This is a genomic window from Paraburkholderia sp. SOS3 (genome assembly GCF_001922345.1).
Taxonomy (GTDB): Bacteria; Pseudomonadota; Gammaproteobacteria; order Burkholderiales; family Burkholderiaceae; genus Paraburkholderia.
Genome location: NZ_CP018811.1, coordinates 1,562,431 through 1,577,033 on the forward strand (window position 1 = coordinate 1,562,431; position 14,603 = coordinate 1,577,033).

The 14,603-nt window shown below is 65.1% G+C and carries 13 protein-coding genes; 5 read left to right on the plus strand and 8 right to left on the minus strand.

What is annotated here, in order from left to right:
- Positions 1 to 94: 94 nt before the first annotated feature.
- From BTO02_RS07185 to BTO02_RS07200, 4 genes are all read right to left on the minus strand, one after another.
- The gene (locus tag BTO02_RS07185; RefSeq protein WP_075156461.1) at positions 95 to 1,483 is read right to left on the minus strand and encodes a cytochrome ubiquinol oxidase subunit I; all 1,389 of its coding nucleotides are present in this window, start codon (positions 1,481 to 1,483) and stop codon (positions 95 to 97) included.
- A 304-nt stretch (positions 1,484 to 1,787) separates the two neighbouring features.
- Positions 1,788 to 2,114, minus strand: coding sequence for an ArsR/SmtB family transcription factor (locus tag BTO02_RS07190; RefSeq protein WP_075156462.1), 327 nt, complete (start codon positions 2,112 to 2,114; stop codon positions 1,788 to 1,790).
- 65 nt (positions 2,115 to 2,179) lie between these two features.
- The gene (locus tag BTO02_RS34180; protein WP_156883773.1) at positions 2,180 to 2,326 is read right to left on the minus strand and encodes a hypothetical protein; all 147 of its coding nucleotides are present in this window, start codon (positions 2,324 to 2,326) and stop codon (positions 2,180 to 2,182) included.
- Positions 2,327 to 2,610: 284 nt separating this feature from the next.
- Entirely contained in the window at positions 2,611 to 3,111 is a 501-nt protein-coding gene (locus BTO02_RS07200; protein WP_075156464.1) for a DUF2165 family protein, read from the minus strand.
- Positions 3,112 to 3,354: 243 nt separating this feature from the next.
- On the opposite strand from BTO02_RS07200, the gene BTO02_RS07205 reads away from it, so the two are divergent.
- Positions 3,355 to 4,659 (plus strand): hypothetical protein, encoded by a 1,305-nt coding sequence (locus BTO02_RS07205; protein ID WP_083615028.1) that lies wholly within the window; start codon positions 3,355 to 3,357, stop codon positions 4,657 to 4,659.
- A gap of 42 nt (positions 4,660 to 4,701) precedes the next feature.
- Here BTO02_RS07205 and galE read toward each other — a convergent pair whose 3' ends face one another.
- The 4 genes from galE to BTO02_RS07225 form a co-directional block, all read right to left on the minus strand.
- Positions 4,702 to 5,724: a UDP-glucose 4-epimerase GalE gene (gene galE / locus BTO02_RS07210; protein ID WP_075156465.1), complete on the minus strand. Its 1,023-nt coding sequence runs from the start codon at positions 5,722 to 5,724 to the stop codon at positions 4,702 to 4,704.
- A gap of 11 nt (positions 5,725 to 5,735) precedes the next feature.
- Positions 5,736 to 6,893 (minus strand): glycosyltransferase family 4 protein, encoded by a 1,158-nt coding sequence (locus BTO02_RS07215; RefSeq protein WP_075156466.1) that lies wholly within the window; start codon positions 6,891 to 6,893, stop codon positions 5,736 to 5,738.
- Positions 6,894 to 6,924: 31 nt separating this feature from the next.
- Positions 6,925 to 7,713 carry a glycosyltransferase gene (locus BTO02_RS07220; protein WP_075158665.1) on the minus strand — a complete coding sequence of 263 codons (789 nt, stop codon included), beginning with the start codon at positions 7,711 to 7,713 and terminating at the stop codon, positions 6,925 to 6,927.
- 155 nt (positions 7,714 to 7,868) lie between these two features.
- The gene (locus BTO02_RS07225) at positions 7,869 to 9,143 is read right to left on the minus strand and encodes a lipopolysaccharide biosynthesis protein (protein ID WP_075156467.1); all 1,275 of its coding nucleotides are present in this window, start codon (positions 9,141 to 9,143) and stop codon (positions 7,869 to 7,871) included.
- Between the two features lie 238 nt (positions 9,144 to 9,381).
- On the opposite strand from BTO02_RS07225, the gene BTO02_RS07230 reads away from it, so the two are divergent.
- From BTO02_RS07230 to waaA, 4 genes are all read left to right on the plus strand, one after another.
- Complete coding sequence (locus tag BTO02_RS07230) at positions 9,382 to 10,776, plus strand: phosphomannomutase/phosphoglucomutase (protein ID WP_075156468.1); 1,395 nt, start codon at positions 9,382 to 9,384, stop codon at positions 10,774 to 10,776.
- A 221-nt stretch (positions 10,777 to 10,997) separates the two neighbouring features.
- On the plus strand, positions 10,998 to 12,017 hold the full coding sequence (gene waaC / locus BTO02_RS07240; protein ID WP_198039206.1) for a lipopolysaccharide heptosyltransferase I: 1,020 nt from the start codon (positions 10,998 to 11,000) through the stop codon (positions 12,015 to 12,017).
- Between the two features lie 119 nt (positions 12,018 to 12,136).
- Positions 12,137 to 13,021, plus strand: coding sequence for a Kdo hydroxylase family protein (locus tag BTO02_RS07245; protein ID WP_075156471.1), 885 nt, complete (start codon positions 12,137 to 12,139; stop codon positions 13,019 to 13,021).
- A 145-nt stretch (positions 13,022 to 13,166) separates the two neighbouring features.
- Positions 13,167 to 14,495, plus strand: a complete 1,329-nt coding sequence (gene waaA, locus BTO02_RS07250) for a lipid IV(A) 3-deoxy-D-manno-octulosonic acid transferase (protein WP_075158666.1) — start codon at positions 13,167 to 13,169, stop codon at positions 14,493 to 14,495.
- The last annotated feature ends 108 nt before the right edge of the window (positions 14,496 to 14,603 follow it).

The window sequence follows — 14,603 nt, forward strand, 5'->3', positions numbered from 1 at the left end:
AGTGTGCGAGTGGGGCTATGCAGCGAGCCTGTGTAGCGATCCCGTAATAGGGGCGTTTATTGAAGCGTTGATGCGAAACCTGAACGGGCCGCTGTCATTCCGCGACGGCCAGCGGCCGCCGGCCGGTTGGCGAGTCGTAGCTCGTCTGTTCGGCGGGTTTGCGCTCTTCGCCCGCAGACGGCCCGAGACGGATGAACTTCACGATGTAGAAGACGCCGGTGCCGAACACGAGGAAATAGACGATGACGAAGATCAGCAGCGAAATGCCGGCGGCTTGCGGCGTGATCGGCGACACGGCGTCGGCCGTGCGCAACTGCCCATAGACAACCCACGGCTGACGCCCGACCTCGGTCGTGATCCAGCCGGCGACGAGCGAGATAAAGCCCGTCGGCCCCATCAGCACCGTCAGCCAGTTGAACCAGCGTGTTTCGAAGAGGCGCCCGCCGCGCCGCAGTGCGGCGCCGATCAGCGCCGTCAGGATCATCAGCATGCCGAGGCCGGCCATGATGCGGAAGGTCCAGAAAATGATCGACGAATTCGGCCGGTCTTCCTTCGGAAACTCCTTGAGGCCCTTGATTTCGCCATCCCATGAATGCGTGAGGATCAGGCTGCCGAGGTGCGGGATCTGGATCGCGTAACGCGTCACTTCGGCGTTCATGTCGGGAAAGCCGATCAGGTTCAGCGCGGTGCCGCCGTGTTCGGTTTCCCACAGGCCCTCGATCGCAGCGATTTTCGCGGGCTGATACTTGCGCGTGTTGAGCCCGTGCTGGTCGCCGACGAACGCCTGGATCGGCGCAAGAATGAGCAGCAGCCACAGCGCCATCGAATACGTGGTCTTGACGGCCGCATCGCGCCGGCCTTTGAGCAGGTGCCAGCCGCCCGTCGCCGCGACCACGAGCGCCGCCACGATAAACGCGGCCAGCGTCATATGCGCGAGGCGATACGGAAACGACGGATTGAAGATGATCTTCAGCCAGTCGACCGGAACGACATGGCCGTTCTCGATGATGAAGCCCTGCGGCGTCTGCATCCAGCTGTTCGATGCAAGAATCCAGAACGTCGAGATCAGCGTGCCGATCGCCACGAGCAGCGTCGCGCCGAAGTGCAGCTTCGGTCCGACCTTCTCCCAGCCGAACAGCATGACGCCGAGAAAGCCCGCTTCGAGGAAGAACGCGGTCATCACTTCATAGGTCAGAAGCGGGCCGGAGATCGGGCCTGCGAACCGCGCGAAGCCCGACCAGTTCGTGCCGAACTCGTAAGCCATCACGACGCCCGATACGACACCCATGCCGAAGCCGATGGCGAAGATCTTTGCCCAGTAATGACACAGCTCCTTGTAATGCGGCTTGCCTGTCTTGAGCCATGCGAATTCGAGCACCGCGAGAAAGCTTGCGAGCCCGATGCTCAATGCAGGAAAGATGATGTGCATCGAAACGGTAAACCCAAACTGGATGCGGGAGAGTTCTAGTGCGCTCGGATTCATCGTCGTACCCTGCTGTGTTTATTGCGTTCTCGAGACGGGATACGCTGCAATGTGCGTGGCGAGGCCAGTGCATCGGCACATCGGGGGGCAAAACGCGTTTCCCACGGATTCCCGCAAGATATATGCGCACTTCGCGCGACGATAGTCTACGCGTGTAGCGCTCGGATAAACGAAGGTTTAGGGTACACCGGTACGCGCCATCGCGTGGTTTTCACGAGGCCGCGCCCGTCAAGGCGGTCCGCGATGTTTCGCGAATGATCGAGCGGCGCCCGGCCGGGCCATCGGCCGCAGTACGAAACGTGCGTTAAAGAAATTTTCCGGACTTCAATGCAACCGGCCGGCACCCGTCGCCATCGCAGCAATATCCCATCAGGTGGGCAAGCAGCGCGTTGATTTCGTCGTAGCGCGCGGCATAGATCAGCGAGCGGCCCTTGCGATGCCGCGTGACGAGTTTCGCATCGAGCAGCCGCTGCAGATGAGGCGCCAACGAAGAGGCGGGCGAGTCGACGAATGACGCGAGCAGGTCGGCGGAGAGTCCTGCGGGCCCGAACTGGACCAGCGTGCGGAATACCGTGAGCCGCGACTCCTGCGCAAGCGCCTGGAGCGCGGTGAGAGCGTGGGTCGTTTCCATGATGATCTGTCTTTGCGCGGTATCGACGGTATCGGTGGCTTGAGCCGCCTTGCCGCCGCGGTCATTTATGCGGTGGGAATGGGCACGCCCAGCGATTGCTTCGGCATGCAAAGTACGATCGTCGAATCCGTGTCGTCGAGGAAGTCGATCGAAACATGCGTCATGTCGGCGCGCATGGGGGCGCCGACGTTCGCGTAACCGGTTGTCTGCATGGTCGGCCTTGGTCGAGTGTCTATGGAGTGCCAGTCAGGTGTCGTCCTTGCACTCTAAACACGCTTCGCTTTCGCTTTATTCCGCTTGCCGTGCGCGGCGAGGGCGCGGATGCCGATGCCGATCGGTGAAAGTTGCAGAGCAGTGCGTGCCGCGACCCGCGCACGGCGCCGCGCGCTTCACATAGGATGAATTTCGCCGTCCGATATGTCGCGCGTCATGAAACGCGGTACAGAGGCGAGACCTCGAGTTGGGATCCCGAAGAGAATGGTGGGGCATGCCCCTTTCAGCTCGAGACAAGATCGTCGTCGCGCTGGTTGACGAAAATCAGCACGCCCGCAATCGCCACATAGAAGCGGAACGCGGCTTCCTGGCCATTCCAGATCTTCGATTGCCACATCGCGAACCATTCGCCGCCGACCACCATAAAGCCGAAGAACCAGATCAGAAAGCCCACCGCGAGGCCTGCGATCACGCAGCCCTTCGAACGGTTGAACACGGCGCCGCTTTCATGACGGTTGCGCCACAACACGAGCGCGCCGGCGATGAGCAGCAGGCATGTCACGGCCTCGCCGGCGATGATCGTCCAGTAACCGAGTTGCCACCAGGCCGGATTGCTCGTCGCGCGGCCCAGCAGCGCGTTGTGCGGGAACGTGGTGTCCATGCTCAGCACATGCTGGACGAACTGATAGTTCGAGCCGTAGTCGACGAGATTGTCGAATGCGACGATGCCGGCAAACGCGGCGAGCATGACGGACAGGGCGATTTTGACGAGGCGAACGGTCATCGGCGTGGCGGGCGAAGTGGATGGTCCCTCTGAAACAGTTGATCCGCCGCGCTATTCCTCTATGTCCGGCGATTGCGTATGCACAGGAATATTTGCCGGACTCGGATGTTAAGTCAGGACAGGCCGGATGTATGACGCGAATGCATACGAAAGCCTGTCGCGCCGGTCCGCGCGTTTTGGGCCAGTCGCGCGTGCCGTCGCGGGATTCACGCGAACGGGCAGCGCGCCCCATCAGGAGCTTGCATGAGTACGATCGATACGGCGAAGCGCGACAGTTCCGCGCGCGCAGCGTTCAATGGCGCATCGGATGCGCGCGGTCAGGCCGCGGGTGGCAATGCGGGCGGCGATCCGGCCGCGCGCGGTCATTCCGACGTCGTCGCCGCGGCCGCCGCGCTGATTCCCGTGCTGCGCTCGCGCGTCGCGCAGACCGACGCGCTGTCGAAGCTGCCCGATGCGACGATCGCCGATCTGGAAAATGCGCGCCTGTTCGATCTGGCGCGCCCGAAAATGTACGGCGGCCTTCAGGCCTCTTACGAAACCTATCTCGATACCGTGATCGAGCTTGCGCGCGGCGATGGCTCGACGGCATGGACGCTTGCGCTGTTGACAACGTTTACGTGGCTCACGTCCGTGTCGTACCCGCAGCACGTCACCGACAAGATATTCGCGCCGGGCGCGAGCGTGCGCATCTGCGGTTCGATCGGGCCGCGCCGCGCGAGGACGCGGCGCGTGGCCGGCGGCTATGTGATCGAAGACGGGCTATGGACGTACAACACGGGCTTCTACCACGCGCAATGGGACCAGCTCGGCATTCCGCTCGTCAACGACGCGGGCGAGTTGATCGGCCGCGGCGCTGCGCTGTTACAGGCCTCGGACGTCACGCCGCTCGACGACTGGGACACGATCGGTCTGCGCGGCACCGGCAGCACGTCGGTGACGGTCAAGGACGTGTTCGTGCCCGACGAGCGCATTGCATCGATGGGCCGCAACCTGCAGGACGATTACGCAGCGACGCATCTGCTCGATGTGCCCGCCTACCGCACGCCGCTGGTGCCGACGCTCGCGCTGCGCCTCGTCTGCCCGATGGTCGGCATGGCGAAAGCGGCCGTCGAACTGCTGACGGAAAAGATCGGCACGCGCGGCATCGCGTTCACGACCTACGAAAAGCAGGACGAGGCGGCGGTTACGCACCTGCAGATCGGCGAGGCGACGGCGAAGATCGATGCGGCCGAATCGGTGATCCGGCAAGCGATCCGCCTGCTCGAAGCGGGCACGGAACGCGGCGAGCGCATCAGCGTGGAGCAGCGCGCGCGCATATGGCGCGACGCCGCTTTTGCGAGCCAGTTGATATGGGAAGCCGTGGACCGCCTCGCCGGCGCATCGGGGACCGCGTTTGTGAACCGCACCGGCCCGATGAACCGGATCTGGCATGACGTGCGCGTTGCGACGATGCACGGCGCGCTGTACGCCGATACGCTCTTCGAAATCTATGGCCGCCTCGCGGCAGGCAAGGCGCCGAATACACCCCTGTTGCCGAGCCTGTCCTGATCGACGATCGGCGCGATTCGCGCGGCCCGTGCGCCGCAACGCTTATTCGAACCCGTTCGGGTTGCGTTCCTGCCAGCGCCAGTGGTCGACGCACATGCGCTCGATGCCGTGCTGCGCGCGCCAGCCGAGCAGCCGCTCGGCCGCCGCCGGATTCGCGAAGCACTGCGCGATATCGCCGGGCCGCCGCGCGGCGATTTCATACGGCACCTTGCGCCCCGACGCTTTCTCGAACGAGCGCACCACGTCGAGCACGCTATAGCCCTGGCCCGTGCCCAGATTCACGACGAAACTCCTATCGAGTTTCGCGAGCGCATCGAGCGCCTTGATATGCCCTTGCGCGAGATCGACGACGTGAATGTAATCGCGCACGCCGGTGCCGTCGGGCGTGTCGTAATCGCCGCCGAACACGTTGAGCTTGTCGCGCTTGCCGACCGCGACCTGCGCGACATACGGCATCAGGTTGTTCGGAATGCCGCCCGGTGCTTCGCCGATCAGGCCGCTTTCATGCGCGCCGACCGGGTTGAAGTAACGCAGCGTCGCGATGCGCCACGATGCGTCCGATACTTCGACGTCGCGCAGAATCTGCTCGGCGATCAGTTTCGACTGGCCGTATGGGTTCGTTGCGGAAAGCGGAAACGATTCGTCGATCGGCGAGCTTTCCGGCACGCCGTAGACGGTAGCCGACGAACTGAACACGAACTGCTTCACATTGCGCTGGCGCATCACGTCGAGCAGCGTGAGCAGGCTGCCGATGTTGTTCTGGTAGTACTCGATCGGCTTCGCCACCGATTCGCCGACCGCCTTCAATGCCGCAAAGTGGATCGCGCCGCTCACGCGATGGCGGTCGAAAATCTGTTCGAGGGCGGCCGCATCGCGCACGTCGGCCTCGTAGAACGCCACGCGCTTGCCCGTAATCTGCTCGACGCGTTCGAGCGATTTGCGATTGCTGTTTACGAGGTTGTCGATGACGACGACGTCGTAGCCGTCGTCGAGCAAGGCCACACATGTATGCGAGCCGATATAGCCCGCGCCGCCCGTTACCAGAATCGTGCCCTTCATCGCCATGCTTTGCTCCCTTAAAGTGTGACGCCCGTCAGATTGTTTAGCAGGTCTTTATAGCGTTCGATGACGAGCCGCTCATCGAACTCGTTCGCGACTTTCTGCCGGCCGCGTTGTGCCATCGCGCGCCGTTGCGTGTCGCTCATCTCGAGCATGCGCGCGAGTGCGTCGGCCAGACTGTCCACATTACGCGCTTCACATAACAGGCCGTTGACACCATGCTCGACCACTTCGCGGCAGCCGGGCACGTCGGTCGCGACGATCGGCCGTTCCATCGCGGCCGCTTCGAGCAGCGTGCGCGGCACGCCTTCGCGATACGACGGCAGCACCACGCAGTCCGCCGCGGCGATCACGGGCCGCACGTCGTGCGCTTCGCCCAGGTATTCGACGATGCCTTCCTGCTGCCACGCGTCGACATCGGCGCGCGAAATCGCGCTCGGGTTCTCGACGTTGAGCGGCCCGAGCAGCTGAAAACGCGCCTGCGGATAACGCGCGCGCAGCGTGCGCGCCGCTTCGACATATTCGCCGATACCTTTATCCCACAACAGCCGGCCGATCAGTACGAAGGCGAACCCAGCGCGCGAGGTGCGTTCGGGCAGCGGCGCCGGTGCGAACTGTTCGAGGTCGACGCCTTCGCCATGCAGCAGACGCGCCCGTTCAGGGTACACGAGCAGATTCTGCTCGATGAACGCGGTTTCGTCATCGCGATTCAAAAACCAGACTTCGCGCGGAAAGCGGAACGCGAAGCGGTAGAGGCGTTTTGCGACCTGCGCGGCGCGGCTTTGCTGGATAAAAACGTAGCCGAGACCGGTCGTGACCGCCACCGACGCGACGCCCGCGAGCCGCGCGGCGACCGAGCCGTAAATATTCGGCTTGATCGTGTAGTGGAACACGACGTGCGGGCGCAGGCCGCGATAGAGCCGGTAGAGTTGCAGCAGGGTGCGCAGATCGTCGAGCGGGTTCGTGCTTTTCGACGCGACCGCGAGTTCGATGAAGCGGCAGCCCATGCCGGTCAGCAGATCGGTCGTGCGGTCGCGCGGTGCGATCACGCTGACCTCGACGCCGCGTGCGACGAGTGCGCGAATCAGCCCTTGCCGGTACGTGTAGATCGCAAACGACGTATTGCAGACGAGGACGACGCGAAGGTCGGCGGGGCGCTCGATGCGTGGTTTCATGAAGTCGCGGGTCGGGGCCGAAGTGAGCTCGTCAATGAGTTGCGCGCGGTTGTGCCGCGCGCGCGTACACAAGGCGTTTGATTCGCCGCAGCGTGCCGTACGGCGTGACGAAGTGCAACAGGCTCTTCGCAAGGCCGAGCCATTCGTAGGGGTTCGCGGCGTTGAAGTAATGCAATTGCAGTTTGAGCGTCGACGCGATCTGGCGGCGCCGCTTCGTCGCGCTGATGCCGTTTTCGTTGAGCTCGTAGTAAAGGCCGAGTTCGGGCAGGTTCGCGCAGTCGTAGCGTTCCATCAGGCGCAGAAACAGGTCGAGATCTTCGGCGGAACGATAGGCGGCGCGATAGTTGCCGACCGCGAGCACCGCGTCGATGCGCAGCATCATCGAAGGGTGGACGAAGCATGCGCGCAGAAAGCGGATGCGGCGGATCGCCTGCGGATCGGCCGGCGGCGCGAGCATGAACAGCGGCGTGCCGTCGAGCGCGACGACTTGCGCCCACATGCCGAGGCCGGCCACGTGCGGATGCGCGTCGAGATACGCGCGCTGTTTCGCGAGCCGTTGCGGCACGGTCACGTCGCCCGCATCGATTCGCGCTGCATAACGAAAGCCGCGCGCGGCGAGCGCTTCGATGCCGGCCTGCAACGCGCGTTCGATGCCGCCGTTTTGCGGCATGCGCAGAATCTCGATGCTGAGATTCGGCAGCGACGGTGCGACTAGCGGCGGCGTGCTGCCGTCGTCGACGATCAGCACGCGCACGGGTTCGCTTTCGCTAAACGATGCGAGCGTGCGCTCGACGTCGGCCTGGCCGTTGTAGGCGGGCATCAGCACCGCGACATCGGCCAGCGAAGCGCGGCCTGATGCAGCCGGGCCGGTCGGCGCGCCGGCCTGCGGCGCGCGCGGGTCCGAGTGCGGGTCCGATTGCGGGTCCGATTGCGGGTCCGTGTGTCGCGGCGGGCGTGCGGATGCGGAAGAAGACGTCATGAGCCCAGTTTCAAACGGATGTAATAAAGATTGACCGCCGCGGCCGCCAGATACCCGGCCGCGAGCCCGACGAGCGCGCCGTACGCGCCCATGCGCGCAATGGCGAGCAGGTTGACCGCGAACGCCACCGCGAGCGCGAGCAGCCATTTCGACAGCAGCACGAACTTCGCCTGGTATTTGAGCACGACGAGATTGCCGATCGCCTCGATGCCGGCCGGTACGGACAGCCACACGGCCCAGCGGAAAATGCCGATCGCGCCTTCGTAGTCCGGCCCGAACACATGGCCGATGATGAAGCCCGCGAGCAGATCGAGCACGCACGCGCCGCCGGCCATGATCGCGAAGGTCAGCGCGGCGAGGCGCCACATGTTGCGGCGCAGCCGCACCGCTTCGTCGACGCGATAGACGAAGGCCGGCGCGATGGTTTGCGCGAGCATCAGCGCGAGCGTGATCCAGTTTTCGTTCAGCTGCTGCGCTGCCGAATAGCGTCCGAGATCGGCGAACGAAATCGCGCGTTCGAGCATCAGGCGGTCGAGTTTCAGAAACAGATACATGCAGATCAGCCCGATCCAGAAGACCGTTCCGGCACTCGCGAAATGACGCACCAAAGGCCGCTCGACGTGCCATCCGAGCGTGCCGCCGTGCCGCTTCGCGTAGTACGCGAGCAGAATCGCGCCGATCGCGGCCGCCTCGAGCGCCCACAGCCAGCCGAAGCTGCCGGCCGGCGCCGCTGCGCGCACAAGCAGCCAGACCAGCAGCGCCTTGACGATGGCGGTCGACATGCTCGTCAGCAACTGCGGCTTGCTGAACGTCATGCTCTGCAGCCACGCGTTGATCACGCCGGTAAGCGGTTCGCGAAACAGCATCGTGACGGCGAGCCCGGCCAGCATCGTGCCGACGAGCGGGTCGGTGAAGCGGAGGTCGCGGTTCGCCGCGATCGCGGCCCACGTAACGAGTAGCGCGGCGACAGAGACCGTTAGCCGCAACACGAAGGCGCTGCCGAGCACGGTGCCGAGCTGCGCGGCGGGGCGGCGCACGATGGTCGGCACGAGAATCTCGGCGCCGCAGACCCACGTGAGCGGCGCGAGCACGAGCAGCAGCGTATTCGCATACTGCCATTTGCCGAATACGTCCGGGCCGAAGTAGCGGGCCAGCAGGCCGCTGATCGCGATCGCGACGGCGATCTGCGTGAGCCGCTCAAGCCCGAGCCAGACGATATTGGCGAGAGCGCGCGTGACGTCGGGGTTCGCGTAGCGTTTCCATGTCAGCATCCGGGGCCCGCCTCGTCACCGGCCAAATCCGCCATGAGCACGGTCAGGCGCGCCATTTGCAACTGCAACTTTACAATCGGGACGCGTCTAGGCATTAGAATAGGACGAGCAGGCGTTCGCTAAAAACGCAATTATAAGTTGGAACCGGACCGCTTCCGGCAAGGTGCAGACGCGACCTCGTCATGCGCAGGACAAAATTTCCATTGCACTTTTCCATTGCACGTAAGTGAGCCTATCCATGATCTCCCAATCGATTTTCAAGGCGTATGACATCCGCGGTGTGATCGGCAAGACGCTCGATGCCGATGCGGCGCGGTCGATCGGCCGCGCGTTCGGCAGCGAAGTGCGCGCGCAGGGCGGCGATGCGGTCGTCGTGGCGCGCGACGGGCGGCTGTCGGGCCCGGAACTGATCGCGGCGCTGTCCGACGGACTGCGCTCGGCAGGCGTCGACGTGGTCAACGTCGGCATGGTGCCGACGCCGGTCGGCTACTTCGCGGCGAGCGTGCCGCTGAAGCTCGCGGGCGGCGAACGGCGCGTCGATTCGTGCATCGTTGTGACGGGCAGCCACAATCCGCCCGACTACAACGGCTTCAAGATGGTGCTGCGCGGCGCGGCGATTTACGGCGACCAGATCCAGGCGCTTTACAAACGCATCGTCGACAACCAGTTCGAATCGGGCAACGGCAGCTATGCCGACTACGACATCGCCGATGCTTACGTCGAGCGCATTGTCAGCGACATCAAGCTTGCACGGCCGTTGAAGATTGTCGTCGATACCGGCAACGGCGTGGCGGGCGGTCTTGCGCCGCGGCTTTTCAAGGCGCTCGGCTGCGAGCTCGTCGAACTCTTTACCGAGATCGACGGCAACTTCCCGAATCACCATCCGGATCCGGCGCACCCCGAGAATCTGCAGGACGTGATTCGCGCGCTGAAGGAAACCGACGCCGAAATCGGCTTCGCGTTCGACGGCGACGGCGACCGCCTCGGCGTCGTCACGAAGGACGGCCAGATCATCTATCCGGACCGTCAGTTGATGCTGTTCGCCGAAGAAGTGCTGTCGCGCAACAAGGGCGCGCAGATCATCTACGACGTGAAATGCACGCGAAATCTCGCGACGTGGGTGAAAGAAAAGGGCGGCGAACCGCTGATGTGGAAAACGGGCCACTCGCTCGTCAAGGCGAAGCTGCGCGAAACCGGCGCGCCGCTCGCGGGCGAGATGAGCGGCCACGTGTTCTTCAAGGACCGCTGGTACGGCTTCGACGATGGCTTGTACACAGGTGCGCGGCTGCTCGAAATTCTCGCGCGCGTGAAGGATCCGAGCGCGCTGTTGAACGGCCTGCCGAACTCGCATTCGACGCCGGAGCTGCAGCTGAAGCTGCAGGAAGGCGAGAACTTCGAGCTGATCGCACGTCTGCAGAAGAGCGCGAAGTTCCCGCAGGCCGATCAGGTCGTGACGATCGACGGGCTGCGCGTCGAGTATCCGGACGGCTTCGGCCTTGCGCGTTCGTCGAATACGACGCCGGTGGTCGTGATGCGCTTCGAGGCCGATAACGATGCGGCGCTCAAGCGCATCCAGGAAGACTTCCGTCGCGTGATCTTGGCGGAGAAGGCGGACGCGAAGCTGCCGTTCTGAAGGCTCGCGGCGCAGCGGGCGCGGTTTATCTGGTCTATCGGCGCGTTTGATTCTGCTGCGTCCGCGGTTCGCCGCCTTCCGACGTTGAAACGCCGCACCGACGCATCGTCAACGCCTCATCGACGCGGCGCGAGCCCACCCACGGGCCGCGCCGCGTTTTTTCATGGATTTTGCGCGCGGCGCGATAGAATTGCGTCCTTTCAACGTACTGCGATGCCGGAATGACCGGCACCCCATCCTTGAGCGCGCAAAAGATACTGATCGTACGGGTCTCGTCGCTGGGCGACGTCGTGCATAACATGCCGGCGATTGCCGATATCCGCCGCCGCCATCCCGACGCGCAAATCGATTGGCTGGTCGAAGAGAGCTTCGTGGGGCTCGTCGAGCTCGTGCAGGGTGTGCACCGGGCGATTCCCGTGTCGCTGCGGCGCTGGCGCAAGAAGCTGTTTTCGCCGGCCAACTGGGCCGAGATCCGCGCGTTTCGCCGTGCGCTCGCGGCCGAGCACTACGACCTCGTGATCGACTGCCAGGGGCTTATCAAGACCGCGTGGCTCGCACGGATGGCGCGCGGGCCGGTCGTGGGCCTCGGCAACCGCACCGACGGCGCCGGCTACGAATGGCCGGTGCGCTTTTTCTATGGTAAGCGCGTGCCGATCGAGCCGCGTACGCATGTGGTCGAGCGCACGCGCCAGCTCGTCGCCGCCGCGCTCGACGACCCGCGGCCGCAACCGACAGACGAAATCGACTTCGGCATCGATGTCGGCCGCGCGTCGCTGGCGGTCTCGCAGGCGCAACTGAACCTGCCCGTGCCGTACGTCGTGTTCGTGCATGCGACTTCGCGCGCCGACAAGCAGTGGCCCGACACGGCGTGGATCGAACTCGGCCAGTCGCTCGTGCGGCGCGGCGCGTCGCTGGTTTTGCCGTGGGGCAGCGACGCGGAGCGTGCGACGAGCGAGCGCCTCGCGAAAGAGTTCGGTGCGGCCGCGATCGTGCCGCCGAAGCTGTCGCTGCCGGCGGTAGTGGGCCTGATCGAAGGCGCCGACGCGACGGTCGGCGTCGACACGGGCCTTGTGCATATTGCCGCAGCGCTCAAGCGGCCGACGGTCGAGTTGTACAATTTCGCGACCGCGTGGCGTACGGGCGGCTACTGGTCGCCGAACGTGATCAATCTCGGCACGGCCGGCCAACCGCCGACGCTGCAGGCGGTCAAGCACGCGCTCGCCGGATTCGGTCTGCTGTAAAGGGCCTTGCTTGCGATACGGTCGACCGACAGGCGAACCCGCGATACCACGCAGCATTACCAGGCGGTACGCGCCGCACACGCTACCTACGCTTCATCCGCTGCAAAAGAAGGGCGACCATGAACGAATCCCAGATCATCGAAGTGACAAGCGGCGACTGGCAGGCGCAGAACCTGTCGGTGGCGCGCGAGACGCTGCTCGCGGGCGTCGAGCGCGGCAAGGTGCTGTACTTCCCGAACCTGCGTTTTGCGATCGAAGGCGGCGAAACCGCGCTGCTCGATCCGGCGATCGCCGATCCGAACCGCAAGAACATCAGCCTCGAACCGAACGGCGGCGCGCTGCATGGCGTGCTCGGCGACACCGTCACGCAATCGGCGGTGCGCGCGCTGATCGCACGCTACCAGACGAATGCGCGCACGCTCGTCGACGGCCTCTTTCCCGAGTACCGCAACAAGCTGCGCGTCGCACCGACGAGCTTGCGGCTGCATCAGGTCGAAACGCGCCAGACGTCATGGCGCAAGGACGACAGCCGCTTGCACGTCGATGCTTTTCCGTCGCGGCCAAACTACGGCGAGCGCATCTTGCGCGTGTTCACGAATGTGAATCCGCACGGTACGCCGCGTGTATGGCGCGTCGGCGAGCCGTTCGAAGACATGGCAAAGCGTTTTCTGCCGCGCATCAAGCCGCAAATGCCGGGCGCCGCGTGGCTGTTGAATCTGCTGCATGTCACGAAAAGCCCGCGCAGCGAATACGACCATCTGATGCTGCAACTGCACGACGGCATGAAGGCAGACCTCGACTATCAGCAGTCGTCGCCGCAAGAAACCATGCCGTTTCCACCCGGCAGCGTCTGGGTGTGCTTCTCGGACCAGACGTCGCATGCGGTGATGTCGGGGCAGTTCATGCTCGAGCAGACGTTCTTCCTGCCGGTCAAGGCAATGGCGCAGCCCGAATGCGCGCCGCTTGGCATTCTCGAGCGGCTGCAGGGCAGGGCGCTGGTTTGAGGGTCGGCGCTCGTGGATCGCGGTGTGGCGGCGCGGCGTGCGCCGAGGCGCGGCGCTGCAGTTTGCCGCAGCGGATGTCGCGAGGGGCGGCGAAGCCGGCCTGCGTCGGCGGCCGTTCATGCTTCGATGCCGGCGCGGAGGCGCGATGCTGAGAGCGATCTATAACGCGCTCTGGTGGATCGCCGCGCCGGTCGCGGTGGCGCGCCTGCTGTGGCGCTCGCGCAAGGAGCCGGGCTACCGCCGGCACATCGGCGAGCGCTTTGGCCGCGGGCGCGGCCGGCTGCCTGAAGACGACACGCCGCTGATCTGGGTGCACGCGGTATCGGTTGGCGAGACGCGCGCCGCGCAACCGCTTGTCGATGCGCTGATCAAGGCGCGTCCCGACGCGCGCATTCTGCTCACGCATATGACGCCGAGCGGCCGCGCGACGGGCGAGCAGATTTTCGGCGACCGCGTGCTGCGCTGCTATCTGCCCTACGACATGCCGCACGCGGTGCGGCGCTTTCTGCATGCGTGGCGGCCGTCGCTCGGTCTCGTGATGGAGACCGAGGTATGGCCGACGCTGATCGACGAATGCCGGCGCGCCGACGTGCCGCTCGTGCTGACCAACGCGCGGATGTCGGAGCGCTCGTACCGGCGCGCGGCGCGCTTCGGCCACGCGACGCGCGACGTGTTCGGCGGCTTTGCGCGCGTCCTGGCGCAAAGCCCGTCCGACGCGCAGCGGCTGACCGCGCTCGGCGCGCGCAACGTCGCCGTGCTCGGCAATCTGAAGTTCGATATGCACACGCCGCCCGAACTCGTCGCGCGCGGCCATGCGTGGCGCGCGGCGATCGGCGAGCGTCCCGTGTGGGTCGCGGCGAGCACGCGCGAAGGCGAAGAGGAACTCGTGCTGCAGGCGTTCGCGGCGCTGGCGATCGACGACGCGCTGCTGGTGCTCGTGCCGCGCCATCCGCAGCGGTTCGACGAAGTCGCGGCGCTCGTCGAGCGTCAAGGCATGCGCGTCGAACGGCGCTCGGTGTGGGCGCCGGCTGGCGCGGCAGCGGCGGCGCTCGGCCCGGTGCGCGCGCTCTCGCGTGAGGTGAAAGTGCTGCTCGGCGATTCGATGGGCGAACTTGGCGCTTACTATGCGGCGTCCGATGCTGCGTTTATCGGCGGCAGCCTGTTGCCGCTCGGCGGGCAGAATCTGATCGAGGCGTGCGCAGTCGGCGTGCCGGTGCTGATCGGCCCGCACGTATTCAACTTCACGCAGGCGACGGCCGATGCGGTCGCGGCCGGTGCGGCGATTCAGGTGAAGGACCCCGCGGACCTCGCGCGCGTGTTGCGCGAACTGTTCGACGACAGGCCGCGCCGCACAGCGATGGGCGCGGCGGCGTCCGCGTTTGCCGCGCGCCATCGCGGCGCGACCGTGCGCACGGTGGATGTGTTGACAACGTTGTTGCCGGAGGATCAGGCGCCGGCATTGGCGGGGGAATGAAGCGCGGCGCGCAGGCGCGCGGGTTGTTTGTCAAGCGGGTGCGCCTCGCCTTGTAGCCATCGCCGGGTGCTTCGGTTGAGCATCGCATGCAGTCGAAGCTATACCCGT